Origin of the sequence: Bordetella sp. N (genome assembly GCF_001433395.1) — a bacterium.
Taxonomy (GTDB): domain Bacteria; phylum Pseudomonadota; class Gammaproteobacteria; order Burkholderiales; family Burkholderiaceae_B; genus Bordetella_C.
In genome coordinates this window covers 1395541-1416508 of sequence record NZ_CP013111.1, presented here as the reverse complement: position 1 = coordinate 1416508, position 20968 = coordinate 1395541, and the positions used below count along the sequence as shown (strand labels likewise).

Genomic DNA, 20968 nt, shown 5'->3' with positions numbered 1-20968 from the left:
GGATCCGGCCCCGGAAGACGCCCCCGGAGCCGGAAACCTGGATTTACTTCGCTGGATACCCCATGACGGTGGGGACGATCGTCATTACAGCTGGGTCTTCTTGCCGTCCTTGTCCCACTTGTAGACCGCGAACTCGAAGTTCTTCAGGTCACCCTTGGCGTCGTATTCCACCTTGCCGATGCCGGTATTGAAGGTATGCGAGTGCAGGTATTGCGCGACCTTGACGGGGTCTTCGCCCACGGCTTCGATGCCGTCGGCGATCAGCTGCACCGCCGCATAGGCGGGCATCTGGAAGGCGCCGTCGGGATCGCGCTTCTTGTCGTGGAACGCCTTCACGATGCCTTCGTTGCCCGGCATCTTGGTGAAGTCCGCCGGCAGGGTCACCAGCAGACCGGCGATGGCCGGACCCGCGATGGCCACGAGGTCCTGGTTGGCGGTGCCTTCCGGACCCATGAACTGCACGTTCAGGCCCTGTTCGCGCGACTGGCGCAGCAGCAGGCCCAGTTCCGGGTGGTAGCCGCCGAAGTAGACGAAGTCCACGCCCTGCGACTTGAGCTTGGTGATGACGGCCGAGTAATCGCTGTCGCCGACGTTGATGCCTTCGAACAGCGCGACGTTGACGCCGTCCTTGACCAGGGTGTCCTTGACCTGGGTGGCGACGCCCGAGCCGTAGGTCTGCTTGTCATGCAGCACGGCGACTTTCTTCGGCTTGATGGTCTTGGCGATGTAGTTGGCCGCGTACGGGCCCTGTTGATCGTCCCGGCCGATGGTGCGGAAGAACATCTTGGGCTTGGTGGTGTCGGTGACCAGGGGCGAGGTGGCGCCCGGGGTGATCCCGACGATGCCTTCCTGTTCGTAGACGTTGACCGCCGGCACCGTGACGCCGGAGCAGGCATGCGCGACGGCGAACTTGGCGCCCGAATTCACCACCCGGTTGGCGGCCGGCACGGCCTGCTTGGGTTCGCAGCCATCGTCGATGAGGATGGGTTCGAGCTTCTTGCCCTTCACGCCGCCTTTGGCGTTGATGGTTTCGATGGCGGTAAGCGCGCCCGCCTGGATCTGGTCCCCGTACTGGGTATTCGGGCCCGTCATGGGCTGCGGAATGCCGATCTTGATCGTGTCGGCGGCGTGCGCGGCGCCTGCCAGCGTAAGGGCCCCCAGGGCGAGAGCCAGGGGGGTAACGCGTTTGAACAACTTCATGCGAGGATCTCCGCGAGGGTTGAGCGGCTCGGCACATAGCGTCGGATGGGAACGATCTTCCCCCGTCGCATCGCGCGTCACCGGCTTCTTGGGCAAAACTCTGGGCAAAACACGACTGGCAGCCATTCTGGAAGCAAGGAGTCAGGCTGTCACTGCGTGTATTCCCCAAGTCGAAATATGCATAAAGACATGGAACCGGGCTGGTACTGCTGTAACGGTAGCCGCGTTCCTCCGCTTTCGTCGGAAGTGAAGGGGCTACGCCCCTTCACCCCTTTTTTTAGGAGATTGAAGGGGGGAGCCCCCTTCACCCCCCAGCCCCCGGGGGATTGAAGGGGCGCAGCCCCTTGTCACCTCCCCCCGTGGCGGGGTGAAAGGGGCTACGCCCCTTCGATCTCTCCAGATAGCAAAAGGCCCGGGCTTCTGACCCGGGCCCTTCCTGCGAACGCGCCTGGCGCCTGCCTGATACACGCTCAGGGCGAAGCAGGAGTCCGGTTCGTGGCATTCGGACGCGCCAGGTTCCACATCAACGCCCGAAAAGGCGCCAGCATGCTGATATTCACCACCAGTTTGACGGCCACATCGCCCAGCATCCAGGTCACCCAGGGCGCCCCGGTGGCCGCGAAAGCGATGCTGAAGAACAACGCGGTGTCGAGCAAGGCGCCCAGCACACCCGAAACCAGCGGCGCGCGCCACCAGCGCTGGTCACGCAGGCGGTCGAACACCTGGATATCCAGCAATTGCGCGCAAATGTAAGCCACCCCGGACGCCAGCGCGATGCGGGGGGATGCCAGCCACACCGACACGGCCAGGGCGGCCGCGAAGCCCACCCAGGCCACCCGCCGCGCGGCCAGCGGACCGAAACGACGGTTCAGCACATCCGTCACCAGGAAGGCCAGCGGATAGGACAGCCCACCCCAGGTCAGCCAGTGATTCAGCGGGATCTGCACCAGCACATTGGAGCCGACCACCACCGCGCCCATGCAGGCCACCGCCACGACGAACTGAACGACCCGCATGCGCTCGAAGCGCCCCGCGCCGCCAGACAGGCCACGCCGGACGTTCGAAACATTCAAGCCGTTCAAACCATTCGAGCCGGCCTGCCCCGTGCCAGGACGCGGGGCCAGCCCGAACAAGGACCTCACCACACTCACTTGCCGAACTCCTGAGCCAGTTCGCGCGACCGCTGCGCCGCCGCGGCCATGGCGTGCGCCACCAGCTCCAGCAGCTTGCCATCCTCGAAAACCTTGAGCGCCGCGGCCGTGGTGCCGCCCTTGGACGTGACCCGCTCGCGCAGCACACCCGGCGACTCGGACGATTCGCTGGCCAGCTTGGTAGCCCCGGCGAAGGTGCCCAGGGCCAGTTGCTTGGCCTGCGCCTCGGTCAGGCCCTGCGCCACGCCGCCCGCGATCAGGGCTTCCAGGAAACGGAACACATACGCCGGCCCGCTGCCGGACAAGGACGTCACGGCGTCGATGCCGGCATCGTCTTCCACCCAGACCACCTGTCCGACCGAACGCAGCATGCTTTCCGCCAGGGCGCGGTCGGCCTCGCTGACGCCTGGCAGCGCCAACATGCCGGTGACACCCGCGCCCACCAGGGCCGGCGTGTTGGGCATGCAGCGCACCAGATTGCCCCAGGGCTGGCCACCCTGCCCCAACCAGCTGGCCAGCACGTCGCCGCGCAGTCCGGCGGCCACGCTCACCACCAGGGTGCCCGGCCGCAGCCAGGGCTGGCAGGCCTGCACGGCATCGCGCATGTATTGCGGCTTGACCGCGAAGAACCAGACATTGGCCTGGGCCAGTTGCTCGTCGGCGGCGGTGGCGGTGGTCGCGCCACGGGCCTGCCAGGCGGTCAGGCAGTCCGGATTGATGTCGATGGCGTGGATCTGGCCGGCAGGACAGATGCGGTCGGCCATGCCGATGGCCAGCGCGCTGGCCATATTGCCGCCGCCGATGAAAGCGACGCGGAGCTTGCTATTGAGAGTGGGTTGCGTATCCATGGGGCAGGATTGTAATCGGCGGGACATCCAACCGGTGCGCTGCACAAAACCGGTAAGGGAGAGTCCGAATTTGACAGCCACCCCGCCCGGTGTAACAGTCACGAATTCGTCACAAACAATTCATATGGTGTCGTGCATCGTCGAGGACACCCCTCTGACGGCACATTCGAGTATTTAGGAGGAATATCCATGCGCTCCCACCGTCTAGCCCTCGCGGCAGCGGCCCTGATCGCCGCCTTCGGCGCGTCGTCGGCCCAGGCCGCCACTGAAATCCAGTTCTGGCACTCCATGGAAGGGGCGCTGGGCGACCGTGTCAACGAGATGGTCGACCAGTTCAACAAGAGCCAATCCGACTATGTCGTGAAGGCCGTGTACAAGGGCAACTACGGCGAATCGATGAACGCGGGCATCGCCGCGTTCCGCGCCGGCAACTCCCCGGATATTCTGCAGGTCTTCGAAGTCGGCACCGCCACCATGATGTACGCCAAGGGCGCCATCAAGCCGGTCCAGCAAATGTCCGAGGAAGCCGGCGATCCCATCGATCCCAAGGCCTTCATCGGCGCCGTCGCGGGCTACTACTCGTCGTCCGACGGCAAGCTGGTGTCGATGCCCTTCAACAGCTCGACCGTGGTCATGTACTACAACAAGGACGCCTTCAAGAAGGCCGGCCTTGACGCCGACAAGCCGCCCAAGACCTGGGAAGAGCTGGGCGAAGCCACCAAGAAGCTGAAGGCCGCCGGCCAGGAATGCGGCTACACGACCTCGTGGCCGTCGTGGGTGCAGCTGGAAACGTTCTCGGCCTGGCACAACGTGCCTTACGCCACCAAGGACAACGGTTTCGGCGGCCTCGACGCCCGCCTGGCCATCGATTCGCCCCTGCACCAGCGCCATCTCGAATTCCTGGCCAAGCTGGCCAAGGACGGCGAGTTCATGTACGGCGGCCGCGGCGACGATCCCAACGCCCTGTTCATCTCCGGCAAGTGCGCCATCATCACCGGCTCCAGCGGCCTGCGCGCCAACATCATCAAGAACGCCAAGTTCCAGTTCGGCACGTCCACCGTGCCCTACTACTCGGACGTCAAGGGCGCGCCGCAGAACACCATCATCGGTGGCGCATCGCTGTGGGTCTTCGGCAACAAGAAGCCCGAGGTCTACAAGGGCGTGACCAAGTTCTTCAAGTTCATCTCCAGCCCGGAAGTGGCCGCCAAGTGGCACCAGCAGACCGGCTACGTGCCCGTCACCAAGGCCGCGTATGAGCTGACCGACAAGGCCGGCTTCTACACCCAGAACCCCGGCACGGATGTCGGCGTCAAGCAGCTCAACGTGACGACCACCGCGCAGTCGCGTGGCGTGCGCCTGGGCTTCCTGCCGCAGATCCGTGAAATCGAGGATGCGGAAATCGAGCGTATCGTTTCGGGCAAGCAAACCGCCAAGGACGGCCTGGCCAACGCCACCAAGCGCGGCAACGAATTGCTCGAAAAGTTTGAAAAAAGTGTAAAGTAGCGCGCTTTGCCCAGGCCTGAAAACCTGGGCATGCGTACAGATACAGTTTGAAGCTGCATCGCGTTATGCGGATTGCGGGCCCAGCTCGCAATCCGCATTCTGTCGTTTGTCTGGATGCTTTCACGATGGTCCGAACGCCCCGCGTCAGGACCATTACACGTTTGTTACACCGCGCGCGTTGCTGATGGCGACGCGAGCAAGGCATAGTCCGCCCCATGGAAAAACGCGTCGTATTCGGCCATAAGACCCTGCCCTACCTGCTGCTCGCGCCGCAGTTGATCGTCACGATCGTCTTTTTCTTCCTCCCCGCGGGACAGGCCATGTGGCAGTCTTTCCGCCTGGAGGATGCGTTCGGCCTGTCGTCGGAATTCGTTGGCCTGGCCAACTTCCTCGACCTGTTCAGGCAAGCCGATTACCTTGAATCGTTCAAGACCACCGCGGTCTTCTCGATTCTGGTGGCCGTCGTCGGGCTGTCCGTGTCGCTGCTGCTGGCCGTGATGGCCGACCGCGTCATGAAAGGCGCGTCCATCTACAAGACCATGCTGATCTGGCCCTACGCCGTGGCCCCCGCGGTGGTCGGCGTGCTGTGGCTGTTCCTGTTTTCACCCGCCGTCGGCATCCTGGCCGTCGCGCTGCGCAATATCGGCGTGGACTGGAATCCGCGCTTGAACGGCAACCAGGCCATGGTGCTGGTGCTGATCGCCGCCGTGTGGAAGCAGATCTCCTACAACTTCCTGTTCTTCCTGGCCGGCCTGCAGTCGATTCCCCGTTCGCTGATCGAAGCGGCCGCCATCGACGGCGCGTCGCCCGCACGCCGGTTCTGGAGCATCGTGTTCCCGCTGCTGTCGCCCACCACCTTCTTCCTGCTGGTGGTGAATGTGATCTACGCGTTCTTCGACACCTTCGCGGTGATCGACACCACCACCCAAGGCGGCCCTGGCACGTCTACTTCCATCCTGGTCTACAAGGTGTACCGCGACGGTTTCGTCGGCCTTGACCTGGGTTCGTCGGCCGCGCAGTCCGTGATCCTGATGTTCATCGTCGTGATCCTGACCGTGGTCCAGTTCCGCTACATCGACCGCAAGGTCCAGTACTGATTTTTCCGAGGCATTAGGCATATGGTTGAGCGCCGCCCCTGGCTGGATGTCCTGGCCCACATAATTCTGCTCTGCGGCGTTGCCGTGGTGGCATTCCCGCTGTACGTGACTTTCGTCGCGTCGACCCAGACCGCGCAGGAAGTGGCGTCCGCGCCCATGTCGCTGATCCCGGGTTCGCATTTCGTCAGCAACTACATGCAGGCGCTGTTCTCCGGTTCCGGCGGCGGCTCCAGCGGCACGCCCGTGCTGCGCATGATGTACGTCAGCCTGATCATGGCGTTGTCGATTTCGATCGGCAAGATCCTGATCTCGCTGATGTCGGCCTTCGCGGTGGTGTACTTCCGCTTCCGCTTCCGCATGTTCTTCTTCTGGATGATCTTCGTCACGTTGATGCTGCCGGTGGAAGTGCGGATCGCGCCGACCTACAAGGTCGTGGCCGATCTTGGCCTGCTCAACAGCTATGCCGGCCTGGCCCTGCCCCTGATCGCGTCGGCTACCGCCACCTTCCTGTTCCGCCAGTTCTTCCTGACTGTGCCGGACGAGCTGGTGGAAGCCGCCCGCATCGACGGCGCGGGCCCCATGCGCTTCTTCCGCGACGTGCTGCTGCCCCTGTCAAAGACCAGTATCGCCGCGCTGTTCGTCATCCAGTTCATCTACGGCTGGAACCAATACCTGTGGCCCCTGCTCGTCACCACCAAGGAAGATATGTATCCCGTGGTGATCGGCATCAAGCGCATGGTCAGCGGCGGCGACAGCGTGACCGAATGGAACCTCACCATGGCCACCGCCATGCTGGCAATGCTGCCGCCGGTGCTGGTCGTGATTCTCATGCAGAAATGGTTCGTCAAGGGCCTGGTCGATACGGAGAAGTGACGCTGCTCCTGCTTCGTCCGCTCCGCGCCCTGCCCCTCTGATCAAAGCTACAACCCAGCAAAGAATCGTATGGCTACTCTCAGTTTCCGCAACGTCAAGAAAACCTACGCCGGCAATGTGCCGGTGATCCACGGCATCGACATGGACATCGTCGACGGCGAATTCGTCGTCATCGTCGGTCCGTCGGGCTGCGGTAAATCCACGCTGATGCGCATGGTGGCCGGCCTTGAAGAGGTCACCAGCGGCGAAATCGTGATCGACGGCAAGGAGGTCAACAACCTTGAGCCGGCCGAGCGGGATATCGCCATGGTGTTCCAGAACTACGCGCTGTATCCGCACATGAGCGTGTTCCAGAACATGGCCTACGGCTTGAAGATCCGCAAGATGCCCAAGGACGAGATCCGCAAGCGCGTCGAAGCCGCCGCGCAGATCCTTGAACTGGGTCCGCTGCTGGAACGCCGCCCGCGTCAGTTGTCCGGCGGCCAGCGCCAGCGCGTGGCGATGGGCCGGGCGATCGTGCGCGAACCCAAGGTCTTCCTGTTCGACGAGCCGCTGTCCAACCTGGACGCGAAGCTGCGCGTGGCCATGCGTCTGGAGCTGCTCAAGCTGCACCGCCGCCTGGGCACCACCAGCCTGTACGTGACCCACGACCAGGTCGAGGCCATGACCCTGGCACATCGCATGATCGTCATGAACAAGGGTGTGCCGGAGCAGATCGGCACGCCCATGGAAGTATTCGAGAAGCCGGCGTCCACCTTCGTCGCCAGCTTCATCGGCTCGCCGCCAATGAACCTGGTTGCCGTGCACGCCCATGGCGACGGCATGCTGAAGACGGATGACGGCATCGACCTGGCCATCGCGCCCACCGCGGTGCCGAGCGCCGTGCGCGGCCGCGATGTCATCGTTGGCATGCGCCCGGAGCACATGGTGCTGAACTCGCCCGGTCTGCGCGTCGAAGTGGAGATGGTCGAAACCCTGGGTTCCGAGCAACTGGTGCACGGCCGCTGCGGCAAGGCCGCCGTGGTGGTGCGCTGCACGACGCGGCAGATGCAGGAAGCGGTCATCAAGGCCGGCGACCAGCTGAACATCGGCCCGGACGGCCGGCACGAGCTGCATTGGTTCGATGCGGTCAGCGGCAAGCGGATGCAGGGGACCTGAGCCCGGCGGGCGGCTCTGAACTTGCCGCCCTCACCTGATGCAAGCCAGAACGGCGCCCCGGTTTTCCGGTGGCGCCGTTTTCATTACGGCATCCTGGGCCGCACGGTCAGGGATTGGCTGAGGACGGCGACGGGGCCGTTTGTGTCGTGGACGATGCTGTGGGTCACGCCCAGACCGGTGGGACCGAAGGCGACCTTGGTGTCGAAGCCCAGCCATTCGCCGGCCGGCTGCCTGATCAGGTGCGCGGTCAGGTCTATGTTCGGAAACGCCACTTCACCGGGCTGCGCGCGCGGCGTGACGCCGTTGGCGGTATCGAGCAGGCCAAGCATTCGCGCGGTCGGACTGACGCTTGTGCCCGCCAGCAGTTGCACGTCTGAATTGATCCAGCTGATCGCGTTGCCGGGGACGACTTCGTTGCGGCGCAGTTGTATGCTCTCGACGAAGCCGCCGGGCCAGACCAGGGACATGTCCTCCGCCGGCAAGGTCTCCGGGGCGGGCAGGCGGGGGAACTCGTCGCCGGCTACCTTGGCGGACTGCGTCGGGGCCATCAGCCACGCTCTCATCGTCAGTCCGATCCGGCCGGCGTGGGTCAGACGGGCTTCGACCAGTTCGATGGTCTTGCCGGGCCGGATGACCTCGATTTCCACATCGCACGCTTCCATGGGCAGGACGCCGTAGATGTCGTAGCTGGCCCGGCCGATCTGCAGGCCATCCTGGCGGCGGGCATCGCGGTGGGCTTCCACCAGGTGGGCCAGCAGGCCCAGGGCCGGCGCGATATGCTGCTCGGCGGGGTTCCAGCCGCCCCCCACGTGGATGGTCGGCTGGAAGCGCGTGGCGCTGACAGCTTCGAAATACGACGAAGGCCGGGCGGTATTTTGATTTTTCATGCGGCGTCGGAATAAGGAAGGTTTGGTGAGGAACGCGGACAATATTATGCGCATAAGACGTTTTCGGCTTGGCGATGAGCCTGCCCTCTTCCAGATTTTCCATTCCGCCATCCACCTGATCGCCGCGCGGGACTACACCCCGGAGCAGATCGCGGCCTGGGCGCCGGCGGACCTGGACCAGGAACTCTGGCGCGAGCGCATGCGGGGGATCCGGCCGTTCATCGCCGAGATCGACGGCAGTCCGAGCGCCGGTGGTCTGCTTGAACAGCTCCTGGCTGGCGGCCAGGCGGATCACGACGGCCAGGCGGGCCTGACGCACGCGCCCACGTCCGCATCGACGTCCGCGTCGGTACGCGAACCAATCATCGTCGGCTATGCCGACGTCCAGGAAAGCGGCTACATCGACCACTTCTTCGTCTCCGGCCACCATCCAAGGCAAGGCATAGGCAATGCCTTGATGGCCCGCCTGCACGAAGAAGCCGCGCGCCTTGAACTGCCCGAACTCAGCTCCGACGTCAGCCGCAGCGCCCAACCCTTCTTCGCCCACCACGGCTTCGACATCATCGAACAACGCCACCCCGTCCGCCGCGGCATCGTCATTCCGAACGCGTTGATGCGCAAACGGCTGCTCTGTTGACCCAGGTCAACGCCCGGTGATGATGCGGCGCAGCGGACGCGGGTAAGATCGACGCTTGTTGCAGCCGCCAGTTTCCTGGGCCAGGCCGGCGTCCTCGGAGGAGTGCCATGGATCGGATCGAGAACCGTACGTACGCGGAATTGAATATCGGGGATTCGGCGAGTCTTGCCCGAACACTCTCCCATCGCGATATCGAACTGTTCTCCGTCATGGCCGGGGACGCGGCGCCGATGAATCTGGACGAAGGCGTCACCCACAGCGAGCAGTTCCAGGCCACGGTGGCGCACGGGATGTGGGCAGTCGCCCTGCTGTCCACCGTGCTGGGCACCAGGCTGCCAGGTCCCGGCACGATGTTCCTCGACCAGGCACTGCATTTCGTCAAACCCATCGCCGTGGGCGACGCCATCACGGTGTCGGTACGCGTCATCGCCAAGGACGACGCGACACGCCGCGTCACCCTGGACTGCCGCGCGGTGAACCAGAACGGCGAAGACGTCATCACCGGCGTCGTGCAAGTGGCCGCGCCCACGGAAAAAGTCTCCCGCCCCCGCGCCGTCCTGCCGGATGTCGAGCTGGTCCAGCGCGGCCGCGGCTACCAACGGCTCATCGCCATGACGCGCGAATTGGCCCCCCTGCGCACCGCCGTCGTGCATCCGGTGGATACGCCGTCCCTCGTCGGCGCCATCGAAGCCGCCCGCGCCAAGCTGATCGTTCCCGTCCTGGTCGGCCCCCTCGCCAAGATCCAGGCAACCGCCGCGAAGGCGCAAATCGACCTGGCCCCCTACGAGATCATCGCCACCGAACACAGCGAGGCCGCCGCCGCCCAGGCCGTGCAAATGGCCCGCAACGGCCAGGTCCAGGCCCTGATGAAAGGCTCGCTCCACACCGACGAACTGATGCGCGCCGTCGTCAGCGGCGCCGAAGGCCTGCGCACGGCGCGCCGCATCAGCCACGTCTTCGCCATCGATGCGCCCGCCTACCCCAGACCCTTGTTCGTCACCGACGCGGCCATCAACGTCGCGCCGACCCTGGAAGACAAGCGCGACATCATCCAGAACGCCATCGACCTGGTGCATGCCCTGGGCATCGCGCAACCCCGCGTGGCCATCCTGTCCGCCGTGGAAACCGTCACCGGCAAACTGCGTTCGACGCTCGATGCCGCGGCCCTGTGCAAGATGGCCGATCGCGGACAGATCACCGGTGGCATCCTTGACGGTCCCCTCGCCTTCGACAACGCGGTCTCGGCCGCGGCGGCGGCGACCAAGGGCATACACTCGCCCGTGGCCGGCCGCGCCGACATCTTCGTGGTGCCGGACCTGGAAGCCGGCAATATGCTGGCCAAGCAGCTCGAATACCTGGCCGGCGCCCAGATCGCCGGCATCGTGCTGGGCGCCCGCGTGCCCATCATCCTGACCAGCCGCGCGGACGAAACCCTGGCCCGCCTGGGATCTTGCGCCATCGCCCTGCTGCTGGCGCATCACCAGAGCGCCGTGGAAGCACCGTGAACGCATCAGCCCAGCCCGCTACGCCGCCGGCTCAAGATTTGCCGCGGTCGTGATCATCGGCAACGCATGCCCGATGGGCCCTGATATCACGCCAGGCTTCCCGCAACGGTCGGCTATCCAGCCCGTAAGCGTCGAAAGCGCGCACGGCCGCCTCCAACTGCTCTTCGCCCTCGCGCCAGCGCCCGCGGCTGCCCAGCGCCTGCAATAGCAACGCGTGCGCCTGCCGATCGAACGGCGCCAGCTGCAACCATTTTTCGAGCCAGGCCAGGCTCTCGTCAGCGCCGAGTGGCAGGCGCGCCACCAGATGCTCGACCACTGTCACGTGGCAGGACCTGAAGCGCCGCCGCTGCGCCGTCAGCCAGCCGGTGAAGAGCGGGCTGCGATCGAGCGCCAGGCCGTCCATGAAGTCGCCGTCGAACCGCAGCGCCAGCGTGCCCAGTTGCTCGGCGGACAGGCCGTCCACCCCTTGCTGCATCGCGTTCGCGATGTCGATGGCATCGACGTCACAGTCACTCAGATCCAGGCTGACCCGGTCTTGCGCGGTTTCTATCCGATGGCGGCCGGGCTCATCGAGCAGGCCCCTGGCCTTGCTCAGACACCAACGCAATTCGCCCCGCGGATCGTTCGGCGCATCCCACAGCAGTTCGCAAAGATGGCTACGCGACAGCGGATGGGGCGCGAGGGCCAGGTAGCCGATAAGCGCCCGCACCTTGCGCGACGCCGGCTGCGCCAGGACCCGTCCCGCGCGCACGACGGTCAGCGGTCCCAGCAGGCGTATGTGAACGCTCCGCCGCGGGCGCGCACCCGGCTCGGACCTGGCGCCCGTGGACTCCCGCGTCGATTCCACGCCGGCTACCACGCTCGCCTCCACGGCGTGGGCCTACTTTTGATGAAGGCGGGCGCGGTGCTTTTTCTTAAGGAAGGGGTCGCCCGCGCTGCCACCGCCCATCGGGCATTACGGCTTATACATAACCACGGAGACAGACAATGGCCATATCTACCCCCGTCAACGGCGACACGCCGACCGCCGCGCAGCCGGACCTGGCAGCCCTGAAGACGCGCCAGCAAGGCGCCTGGGCCTCCGGCGACTACGCCGTCGTAGGCACCACCCTGCAGATCGTGGGAGAACAGCTGTGCGAGTCGCTCGACGTCCGCGCCGGGCAGAAGGTGCTCGACGTGGCAGCGGGTAACGGCAATGCCTCGCTGGCCGCGGCGCGCCGCTATTGCGAAGTGGTGTCTACCGACTACGTTCCCGCCCTGTTGGCGCGGGCCCGTGAGCGTGCCGCGGCCGAACGGCTGAACATCGAGTTCAGGGAGGCTGACGCCGAGGCCCTGCCCTTCCAGGACGCCACTTTCGACGCCGTGCTGTCGACCTTCGGGGTCATGTTCACGCCCGACCAGGACAAGGCCGCCACCGAACTGGCCCGCGTGTGCCGGCCCGGCGGCAAGATCGGGCTTGCCAACTGGACACCGGAGGGCTTCATCGGCCAGATTTTCAGGACACTGGGCAAGCATCTGCCGCCGCCGGCAGGCGTTCGTTCGCCGGCGCTGTGGGGCACGCAGGGACGCATCGAGGAAATGTTCGGCGCGCAGGCGGCGTCCATCCAGTGCGAGACGCGCACTTTCACGTTCCGCTACCGCTCGCCCGAGCACTTCATGCACGTGTTCAAGACCTACTACGGCCCTATGCACAAAGCCTTTTGCGCGCTGGAGGGCGAGGCCCGCACCGCGCTGCAGCAAAACCTGGTCGGTCAGATCGAACGCTTCAACCGTGCCGAAGATGGTGGCGTGGTGGTGCCCAGCGAATATCTGGAAGTCGTGATCACGCGCCGCTGACGTCACCGACGCAAGGTAGTCCATTCCCCCCTCCTTCGCCGTCAGGCGGCGCAGCGGTGGGTGACCCGCGAAGCTTTCATCATCCTGCTTATCCGCCGGCCGCGACTACCCTCGCGGCCGGTTCTACGGCAAATGGAGTTGTCCTAAAGATTGACCTGCGCCATGCTCATCCGAGGCATGCTGCTTGCTCATGCCTGCGCCGATTCGGACATCCCAAGATTCGAACGCCATCTCGCGCGGAGACATCGTGAACGATCCCATCAGAGTTTTCGTAGGCTGCGACCCCAACGATTGCGACCTGGAGCAGATGATGGTGCTCGAATACAGCGCGCGCAGGCACACCTCCCGTCCGCTGGACATCACCTGGATGCGCCTGTCGCGCGATCCGGCCAGCCCCTGGTACTGCGATCCCGCCAGAAAACTCGGCTGGCGCACCGAAACGTGGTCGACACCTTTTTCCGCGTTTCGCTGGGCCATTCCGGCGGTGTGCGGATTTCGCGGTCGCGCCTTGTACATGGACGCCGACATGTTGGTGCGCTGCGATCTGGTCGAAATCTGGGACATGCCCATGGACCCGGGCACCATCGTCGCCGCCCGCCGTGACCAGGGCCAGTGGCTGTCATGCGTGGCGCTATGGGATTGCGAGCGCGCACGCGCACACCTGCCGTCGCTCGACGCCTTGCGTGTCAACCCGCAGGCCCACAAGGAAATGAAACGCCTGTTCGCCGGTCGCATGGACCTGATCCAGCCGCTTGCGGCGCGCTACAACAGCGTCGACGGCGACGGCATGCCGCGCGATGACATCGGCATCCTGCACTACTCCGACATGGGCACGCAGTTCTCCCATCGCTATTCCGTGCCGCGCCTGCGCGCCGAAGGACGCAAGCATTGGTTCGACGGCGACATCCTGGCGCACCCGCGCCAGGACCTGGCCGAATTGTTCGACCGCTATTATCAGGAAGCGTTGGCGGCGGGCCATCGGCTGGACGACTATCGCAACACGCCTGCCTTTGGCGAGCTGGTCAAGGCCTCGCAGAAACACTACACCGGCAACCGTCCCGGACCCGCACGCGCACGTTGGCTAAGCACGCTGCTGAAGCGGGTCGTCCCGGCACACAAGGCTGATTCACCCGAATCGATTACCCCTAGATAGTCCCAGGCTTTTCTGCCACACCTTCAGGGCCGCTCCGGCCCTGTCTCCCCGAGCTTCTTCCTCTTGGGCGCGAACTAATCACGCGCCCCCGTTACCCACACGCGTTGGCGGTTGATGGGACGCGGATGGCGATCGTGCGTCACTGGCCGCGGTCACCGCGATTTCTTGTCATCCGCGCGCGGCGGCCTGGGGCAACGCCGTCGTCTCATCTGACAAGAGGAAGTAAAGATGTCCATCGAACTCTGGATCGCGTTCGTCGCCACGTCGGCAGTATTGCTGATCATCCCCGGTCCCACCGTGCTCACCATCATCAGCTACTCGCTGGCGCATGGCCGGCGTGTCAAGGCGCCGTTGGTGACGGCAGTGGCCTTGGCCGACACCACCGGACTGACTCTGTCCCTGCTGGGCCTGGGGGCGCTATTGGCCGCGTCGCCCTTCTGGTACAACGTGCTTAAGTACGCAGGCGGGTTCTACCTGCTTTATCTTGGCTACAGCTGGTTCCGCGCCGGCACGCTGCCGGCCAGCCTGACCGATGGCAGCGTCAAGGAGACGCGGTGGCAGTTGAGCTTGAATGCCTATCTGGTCAGTGTGCTCAATCCTCAGGCCATCGTATTTTTCGTCGCCTTCCTGCCGCAATTCGTCGATCCCCATGGCAACGTGACGCACCAGCTATGGATGCTGGCCCTGACCTTCGTCACCATGGGCATGATCAACTCCGCGCTCTACGCCATCTTCGCCAGTTCCGCGCAACGCTTCCTGACCACGCCGCGCGCGCAACGCATCTTCCAGATTTCCGGCGGCACCGCGCTGATCGCCTTCGGCATCGGGGCCTTGCTGGCGCAACGGGGGTAATCAGGCTTCGACAGCCCCATATCGCCGGCGATATATTGTCACCAGGGTATTTCTTAGCCAGCAATTTTGCAGACAGTGTCTGCAATATCGTGGAAAAGGATCGGACTGATGTCGCTAGAACCATGGGCAGCCTTCGTTGCCGCGTCGGCCATCTTGTTGGTGATTCCGGGGCCGACCATACTTACCGTGATCAGCTACTCGATTTCACATGGGCGGCGGGCCAATGTGCCGCTGGTGGCGGCGGTCGCGCTGGGGGACTCCACCGCACTGCTGCTGTCCTTACTGGGCTTGGGCGCGCTGCTCGCGGCGTCGGCGTTCTGGTTCTCGGTGATCAAGTATGCAGGCGGGCTTTATCTGCTGTATCTCGGCGTCAAGCTGCTGCGCGCCGGAGTGGCCCCGGCCGAAGTGGCCGCGGCGCCGAACATGGATACGCGCTGGCGGCTGTTCTTCAACACATACCTGGTGACCGCGCTGAACCCCAAAGGGATCGTCTTCTTCGTCGCGTTCCTGCCGCAATTCGTCGCCCCCCATGCCAACGTCACGCAACAGCTATGGGTACTCGGCGCGACGTTCGTGGTGATGGCCGTATTGAATGCGACGCTCTACGCCGTATTCGCGGATTCGGCACGGCGCCTGTTGGCCACCCGACGCGCGCAGCGCGGATTCCATCTGACAGGTGGCGTGTTGCTGTCAACCGCCGGCATCTGGGCCTTGCTGGCGAAGAAACCCGTCTGATTCACCCATGCTTGCCCACCGCGCGGGCGGCGCGGATGACCAGGGGGCCCAGTTCTTCGCGGGCCCGTTGCAGAGTCCAGCGGGGCTTGGGGACCGAGATGTTCACGGCGCCGATGGCGGTGCCCTGATCGTCCTGAATGATGGCGGCCACGTTCAAGTCGCCAGGGAAAAATTCTTCGTCAGCGTAAGCGTAATGGTCGTGCCGCGCTTCTTCGATCAACTTCCGTAGGACGGCAACGTCGGTCGTTGTCTTCGGGGTGTGCTTGATGCGCGCCGCATCCCGCAATTTGCGGTCGAGCGCGGCTGGATCCAACTGAGCCCACAGGGCGCGCCCGGATGCCGACGACACGCACGGTATCCGCGTGCCGGCCGGCAAATAGACGGGTATGTGCCGCGCGGGCGCCACCCGCATGACGAACACCATATTGTCCTCGCCGTCCGGAACCGCCAGGTTGACGATCTCGCCGCACTCCTGATTGACCTGATGCAAGACCGAATGCGCATTCTGGAACAAGGGCTGGCGATACACATAGCTGTAGCCCAGCCCCACCGCCTTGACGGTGACGCTGTAGCGCTTGCTGCGCGGATCGCGCTGCAAATAGCCCGTCTGCTCCAGGGTGTAAGCCACCCGCTGCGCCGATCCCAAGGTGATGCCGTTCTCACGCGCGATTTCCTGCAGGCTCAACGAGGCATGCGCGCGAAAGGATTCCAGCACGGCCAAGCCCTTTTCCAGGGATTGGATCAGCAAGGCGGAAGACTCGGACATGGCATTTCCCAAAATTTGGCATGAGGGAATCCCGAGCGCATTCACCCCACCCTAGGGAAACCCTCACGTTGTTGCGACGATAGACGCGCAGTATAAGTACGCCAATCGACTATCGCTATTCGTATATTGTTATCGAATAGCGATAACAACACAAAACGACACCATGATGCAAGCGCTGCATACCCGCCCCCAGAATCCGCCAGCCGTCTCACCCGGTCTGCCCGCCACGGTGGACGTCGCGATCATCGGCGGCGGCATCATCGGTATCAGCACCGCCTATGCGTTGGTCAAAGCCGGGCTGCGCGTGGCCGTGTTCGAGAAAGGCACCCTTGCCTGCGAGCAGTCGTCGCGCAACTGGGGCTGGATCCGTACCCTGGGCCGCGACCTCCCTGAAGTCCCGCTGGCGCTGCGCGCCAACCAGTTGTGGGGCGAAATCCAGGCCAGGACCGATGTCGGTTTCCGGCGTAGCGGCATGCTCTATCTACAGGAGTCCCAGGATGACGCGGCCAACCACCAGACCTGGATAGACGGAGCCAGTACCTATGGCATCGACGCCCGCCTGCTGGACAGCCGCGCCGCCCGGCAACTGCTGCCGGAATCGCGCCGCGGCTGGACGGGCGCCATGTACAGCGCCACCGACGGTGTCGCCGAACCGCAACTGGCCACGGCAGCCATCGCCGCTCTCACTCGCGACCTTGGCGGCCTGATTTACGAAGGCTGCGCCGTGCGCGGCATCGAACGCAGCGTGGGGCGGGTAAGCGCGCTGGTGACGGAACACGGCACGGTTGCGACCCAGGCGGTGCTGGTCGCGGCTGGCGCCTGGTCGCGCCTGTTCTGCGGCAACCTGGGTGCCGATTTCCCCCAGCTCAAGGTGCGCGGCTCAGTCCTGCGCACCTGTCCTTTCAACGCCGGTCTGGACGCCGCGGTCAACGGCAAGGATTTCACCTGCCGCAAGCGGGCCGATGGCGGCTACACGGTGTCGCAATTCGGCGCGTCCATGGCGGACATCGTGCCTGACAGTTTCCGCCTGATGCGCCATTTCATACGCGCCTGGATGACCAACCGCAATTTCGTGCGGCTGCGCTTCGGCAAGCGTTTCTTCGAGGAATACGCCACCCCGCGCCACTTCACGGCGGACCGGGTGTCGCCTTTCGAACTGCATCGGGTGCTCGACCCGCAGCCCTCGCGCCGCGGCATCGCCCAGGCGTGGGAGCGCCTGCGGCACGCATTCCCGGTATTCCAGGGCGCGCAGATCGTCCACTCCTGGGCCGGCTACATCGACGTGACACCGGACGCCATGCCGGTGATGGACCAGGTGCCGGGCCTGCCGGGGCTGTATCTGGCTTCCGGCTTCTCCGGCCACGGCTTCGGCATCGCCCCCGCCGCTGGCGAAGCGATGGCGGAATTGATCCGCGGGCTGGCCCCCAGCGTAGACCTATACCCATTTCGCTTCGACCGCTACGGCCTCTGACACGACGGCCACCGAACAGACCAGGCAAATCATCCAAGCACCACATTCCACCAGCCAAAAGAAGGAACCCCACTCATGGACAGCCACAGCGCCGATCTCCATCGCCGCGCCACCATCATCGATGGCCTGGTTTTCTTCAGCGACGGCAGCACGCGCGACATGCTCGCGGGCGGCGTCAGCGCGATCAACGTCACCATCAGCGACATGGGAGCGGATTTCGAGCAGGCATTGAAGGACGCCATGCTGTGGCGCCAGCGCTGTGCCGCGCCGGACAGTCCGTGGCTGCTGGTGGAGTGCGCCGACGACATCGCTCGCGCCAAGCAGACCGGCAAGCTGGGCCTGATCATGGGCTGGCAAAACGGCAAACCCCTGGGCGACCAGATCGACCGTCTCACCCTGTTCCACACGCTGGGCATCCGCGTGATTCAGCTGACCTATAACGAAGCCAATCTGCTTGGCGACGGCTGCCTGGAAAAGCGCAACGCCGGCTTGAGCGACCTGGGCCTTAAGATGGTGGAGGAAATGAACCGCATCGGCATCGCCATCGACCTCAGCCACTGCGCGCCGCAAACCTGCCTGGACAGCGCGCGCCACAGCAACAAGCCGGTTTTCCTGACGCATGCCAACGCCAATGCGGTGATCAAGCGTCCGCGCAATAAATCCGACGAGGTGATCAGGGCCGTGGCCGCTACCGGCGGCGTCATCGGCTGCAGCATCCACGCCTACCTGAGCTGGCGCGGCGACCCCCGCCAACAGCCGTTGCTGGCCGACTTCGTCGCCAATGTGAAGTACATCGGCGAACTGGTCGGCTATGAACACGTAGGCATCGGCACCGATTTCCCGTCAGTCGACACCTACGAGGCCGTACGCCACGTCATGGTGATGTCGCGCACCAAATACGCCAAGTCGGGTGGAGACTTCTCCGATGCTTTCGGCGACGTCATGGAAGCGCGCTATCCCGTTGAAACGCCCACGCCCGCGCACTTCGCTGCCTTCACGGAAGCGCTGCACCAGGCCGGCCTGTCAGACAGCCAGATCCTGGGCGTGCTGGGCGGCAACTTCCATCGCGCGCTGTCACAAGCCTGGACCGCGGACGGAGTCACTGCCGGAACCACGGCTTGAATATCGCGGAAACCATCATGACCAAACTGTCCAACACCATTGCCCGCCTGCTCCAGTCCCACCACCGCGCACTCGCCTGCGCCGCGACCGCCGTCACGCTGACGGCTACTGCCGCCTTGACCCCTACGACCGCCCAGGCGGCGGATGCCTACCCAGCCTATCCCGTGCACATCGTCGTACCCTACCAGGCTGGCGGCTCCACCGATATCGTCATCCGTAAGTTCGCCGAACTGGCAGCGCCCAAGCTGGGCCAGCCCATCATCATCGAAAACCGCGGCGGCGCAGGCGCCACGCTCGGGGCGCGTGCCATCAAGACGGCGCGGCCCGACGGCTACATGCTGGCCGTCCTGCCCAGCCCGGTATTCCGCATGCCGCACATCCAGGACATGGGCTATGACCCCGTGCACGACTTTACCTACATCATGATGCTGAGCGGCTACACCCTGGGTGTCGCGGTGCCTACCGATTCGCCGTACAAGACCTGGGCGGCTTTCATCAGCTACGCCAAGACGCATCCGAACGACGTCACCTATGGCACGGCCAGCGTGGGCAGCGCCTCCAACGTCATGATGGAAGACATCGCCACCCGCAATGGCGTGACGTGGCGCCACATCCCCTACAAGGGTGAATCCGACGTGCTGACCGCCGTCATGGGCGGCCAGGTGACGGCGTATGCGGGTTCCACCACGGTGCAGCCGCTGGTGCAGGCCGGCAAGATGCGCATGCTGGTGACGTGGGGTGCGCAACGCAGCGCGCAGTATCCGGAAACCCCCACGCTGCACGAACTGGACGGCACGCCGCCGGCCAACGCACCCTTCGGCATCGCCGGCCCCAAGGACATGCCGCCTGCCGTCGTCGCCAAACTGCAAACCGTACTCAAGCAGGTTGCCGAAACAGATGCCTTCAAACAGATCCTGACGCAGTACGGGCAGGAATTGGTCTATATGGACGGAAAGGACTACGCTGCCTACGCGGCCAAGCAGTACCAGCTGGAAGCTGAGATCGTCCGCAAGTTGGGACTTGCGGCGAACAAGTAGGGGCAGTATCCAAGGAGATCACGATGATTGCCTATGTACTTGCATCACTCCGGCAAAGCGGCGCCAGCCGCCGACGGGCGCGCACCATGGCCGCCACCGCGCTGTTCGTCTGCCTCGCCGGCGCCATCCAGCCGCGCCCTGCCCACGCGGCGGACGCCGACACCAAGGGCTGGCCCGACAAGCCGATACGCATGATCGTCGGCTATCCGCCCGGTGGCGGCACCGACACGGTCGCGCGGGTGCTGGCGCATGAGCTGGGCAAGACCCTGCATCAATCCATCGTGGTCGAGAACCGCGCGGGCGCCAGCGGCACCATCGCCACCCAGCAGGTGATTCGGTCCGAACCCGACGGCTACACCGTCCTGTTCGCCACGGCATCGCCGCTGACGGGCGCGCCGCTGACGGTAAAGGGCCTGACCTACGACCCCTTGAACGACCTGATCCCCGTCACGCGCATCGGCGGCGGTCCCTTCATCCTGGTGGCCAACCCGCAGTTCCCGCCCAATGACCTGCCCGGGCTGGTGGCCTACGCAAAAGCCCATCCCGGCGAAGTCAATTACGCCTCGCCGGGCACCATGACGGCGAATTTCTTCTTCTCCGAACTGTTGAACATGCAGGCCGGGATCAAGACCACGCACGTGCCCTACAAAGGCAGCGCGGCCTTGCTCAACGACACCATGTCCGGACAGGTGCAGTACACCCTGGACACGCCGGGCACCACGCTGCCCTTGATCCATACCGGCAAGCTCAAGGCATTGGCCATTTTCAGTGAGCAGCGGCTGGCGCGGGCGCCTGACATTCCCACCGCCAAGGAAGCGGGCTTCCCGGACCTGGTCGGCGGATCCTGGTACGGCTTGCTGCTGCCCAAGGGCACACCACCGGCCATCGTCGACGCGCTCTACAAAGCCACCAAAACCGCCCTGTCCGGCGAAGACGTCCGCCGCGCCATGGAGGCGCGCGACGTCATCGTCGAAGGCAGCTCGCCCGACCAGTTCCGCCAATATCTCGCGGCGGAATTCAAGCGCTGGAAAGGCGTGACGGAGAAACTGGGCATCGAGCCGCAGTAATCGAGCTGCAATGCGCAGGCTGCAATGCGCAAGCTGCAATGAACACCCCGCACCCAGCACGCGAAGAAGC

Annotated in this window: 20 protein-coding genes; 14 read left to right on the top strand and 6 right to left on the bottom strand. The window is 64.7% G+C overall.

Going from position 1 to position 20968, the window contains the following annotated elements:
• Positions 1-84 precede the first annotated feature (84 nt).
• The 3 genes from ASB57_RS06130 to proC all read right to left on the bottom strand — a co-directional run bounded on the left by ASB57_RS06130 (position 85) and on the right by proC (position 3199).
• Entirely contained in the window at positions 85-1200 is a 1116-nt protein-coding gene (locus ASB57_RS06130) for a high-affinity branched-chain amino acid ABC transporter substrate-binding protein (protein WP_057651439.1), read from the bottom strand.
• A 470-nt stretch (positions 1201-1670) separates the two neighbouring features.
• Complete coding sequence (locus ASB57_RS06125) at positions 1671-2216, bottom strand: queuosine precursor transporter (RefSeq protein WP_057655951.1); 546 nt, start codon at positions 2214-2216, stop codon at positions 1671-1673.
• 131 nt (positions 2217-2347) lie between these two features.
• On the bottom strand, positions 2348-3199 hold the full coding sequence (gene proC / locus ASB57_RS06120; RefSeq protein WP_057651438.1) for a pyrroline-5-carboxylate reductase: 852 nt from the start codon (positions 3197-3199) through the stop codon (positions 2348-2350).
• Positions 3200-3388: 189 nt separating this feature from the next.
• Here proC and ugpB point away from each other — a divergent pair, with 189 nt between their 5' ends.
• From ugpB to ASB57_RS06100, 4 genes are all read left to right on the top strand, one after another.
• Entirely contained in the window at positions 3389-4702 is a 1314-nt protein-coding gene (gene ugpB, locus ASB57_RS06115) for a sn-glycerol-3-phosphate ABC transporter substrate-binding protein UgpB (RefSeq protein ID WP_057651437.1), read from the top strand.
• A gap of 215 nt (positions 4703-4917) precedes the next feature.
• Positions 4918-5799, top strand: coding sequence for a sn-glycerol-3-phosphate ABC transporter permease UgpA (gene ugpA / locus ASB57_RS06110; RefSeq protein WP_057651436.1), 882 nt, complete (start codon positions 4918-4920; stop codon positions 5797-5799).
• A 21-nt stretch (positions 5800-5820) separates the two neighbouring features.
• Positions 5821-6672, top strand: coding sequence for a sn-glycerol-3-phosphate ABC transporter permease UgpE (ugpE, locus tag ASB57_RS06105; RefSeq protein WP_057651435.1), 852 nt, complete (start codon positions 5821-5823; stop codon positions 6670-6672).
• Between the two features lie 69 nt (positions 6673-6741).
• On the top strand, positions 6742-7830 hold the full coding sequence (locus ASB57_RS06100) for a sn-glycerol-3-phosphate import ATP-binding protein UgpC (protein WP_057651434.1): 1089 nt from the start codon (positions 6742-6744) through the stop codon (positions 7828-7830).
• 83 nt (positions 7831-7913) lie between these two features.
• On the opposite strand, the gene ASB57_RS06095 is transcribed toward ASB57_RS06100, so the two are convergent.
• Positions 7914-8717, bottom strand: coding sequence for a thioesterase family protein (locus ASB57_RS06095; RefSeq protein WP_057655950.1), 804 nt, complete (start codon positions 8715-8717; stop codon positions 7914-7916).
• Between the two features lie 46 nt (positions 8718-8763).
• Between ASB57_RS06095 and ASB57_RS06090 the strand changes: the two genes are divergently transcribed.
• Positions 8764-9354 carry a GNAT family N-acetyltransferase gene (locus tag ASB57_RS06090; RefSeq protein ID WP_057651432.1) on the top strand — a complete coding sequence of 197 codons (591 nt, stop codon included), beginning with the start codon at positions 8764-8766 and terminating at the stop codon, positions 9352-9354.
• Positions 9355-9461: 107 nt separating this feature from the next.
• Positions 9462-10859 carry a bifunctional enoyl-CoA hydratase/phosphate acetyltransferase gene (locus ASB57_RS06085; protein WP_057651431.1) on the top strand — a complete coding sequence of 466 codons (1398 nt, stop codon included), beginning with the start codon at positions 9462-9464 and terminating at the stop codon, positions 10857-10859.
• Positions 10860-10890: 31 nt separating this feature from the next.
• On the opposite strand, the gene ASB57_RS06080 is transcribed toward ASB57_RS06085, so the two are convergent.
• Positions 10891-11718 (bottom strand): hypothetical protein, encoded by an 828-nt coding sequence (locus tag ASB57_RS06080; protein ID WP_057651429.1) that lies wholly within the window; start codon positions 11716-11718, stop codon positions 10891-10893.
• A 128-nt stretch (positions 11719-11846) separates the two neighbouring features.
• Here ASB57_RS06080 and ASB57_RS06075 point away from each other — a divergent pair, with 128 nt between their 5' ends.
• The 4 genes from ASB57_RS06075 (at position 11847) to ASB57_RS06060 (ending at position 15435) form a co-directional block, all read left to right on the top strand.
• Positions 11847-12695, top strand: a complete 849-nt coding sequence (locus ASB57_RS06075) for a class I SAM-dependent methyltransferase (RefSeq protein ID WP_057651427.1) — start codon at positions 11847-11849, stop codon at positions 12693-12695.
• Positions 12696-12942: 247 nt separating this feature from the next.
• Positions 12943-13848 carry a glycosyl transferase gene (locus tag ASB57_RS06070; RefSeq protein ID WP_231755352.1) on the top strand — a complete coding sequence of 302 codons (906 nt, stop codon included), beginning with the start codon at positions 12943-12945 and terminating at the stop codon, positions 13846-13848.
• A 228-nt stretch (positions 13849-14076) separates the two neighbouring features.
• On the top strand, positions 14077-14700 hold the full coding sequence (locus ASB57_RS06065; protein ID WP_057651423.1) for a LysE family translocator: 624 nt from the start codon (positions 14077-14079) through the stop codon (positions 14698-14700).
• A 108-nt stretch (positions 14701-14808) separates the two neighbouring features.
• The gene (locus ASB57_RS06060) at positions 14809-15435 is read left to right on the top strand and encodes a LysE family translocator (RefSeq protein ID WP_057651421.1); all 627 of its coding nucleotides are present in this window, start codon (positions 14809-14811) and stop codon (positions 15433-15435) included.
• Position 15436: 1 nt separating this feature from the next.
• On the opposite strand, the gene ASB57_RS06055 is transcribed toward ASB57_RS06060, so the two are convergent.
• Positions 15437-16201: an IclR family transcriptional regulator gene (locus ASB57_RS06055; protein WP_057651420.1), complete on the bottom strand. Its 765-nt coding sequence runs from the start codon at positions 16199-16201 to the stop codon at positions 15437-15439.
• A gap of 163 nt (positions 16202-16364) precedes the next feature.
• Between ASB57_RS06055 and ASB57_RS06050 the strand changes: the two genes are divergently transcribed.
• The 4 genes from ASB57_RS06050 (at position 16365) to ASB57_RS06035 (ending at position 20898) form a co-directional block, all read left to right on the top strand.
• On the top strand, positions 16365-17672 hold the full coding sequence (locus tag ASB57_RS06050) for an FAD-binding oxidoreductase (protein WP_057651417.1): 1308 nt from the start codon (positions 16365-16367) through the stop codon (positions 17670-17672).
• 75 nt (positions 17673-17747) lie between these two features.
• Entirely contained in the window at positions 17748-18794 is a 1047-nt protein-coding gene (locus ASB57_RS06045; RefSeq protein WP_057651415.1) for a membrane dipeptidase, read from the top strand.
• Between the two features lie 17 nt (positions 18795-18811).
• Positions 18812-19831 (top strand): tripartite tricarboxylate transporter substrate binding protein, encoded by a 1020-nt coding sequence (locus ASB57_RS06040; RefSeq protein ID WP_082621976.1) that lies wholly within the window; start codon positions 18812-18814, stop codon positions 19829-19831.
• A 23-nt stretch (positions 19832-19854) separates the two neighbouring features.
• Positions 19855-20898 (top strand): tripartite tricarboxylate transporter substrate binding protein, encoded by a 1044-nt coding sequence (locus tag ASB57_RS06035; RefSeq protein ID WP_057651412.1) that lies wholly within the window; start codon positions 19855-19857, stop codon positions 20896-20898.
• Positions 20899-20968: the final 70 nt, after the last annotated feature.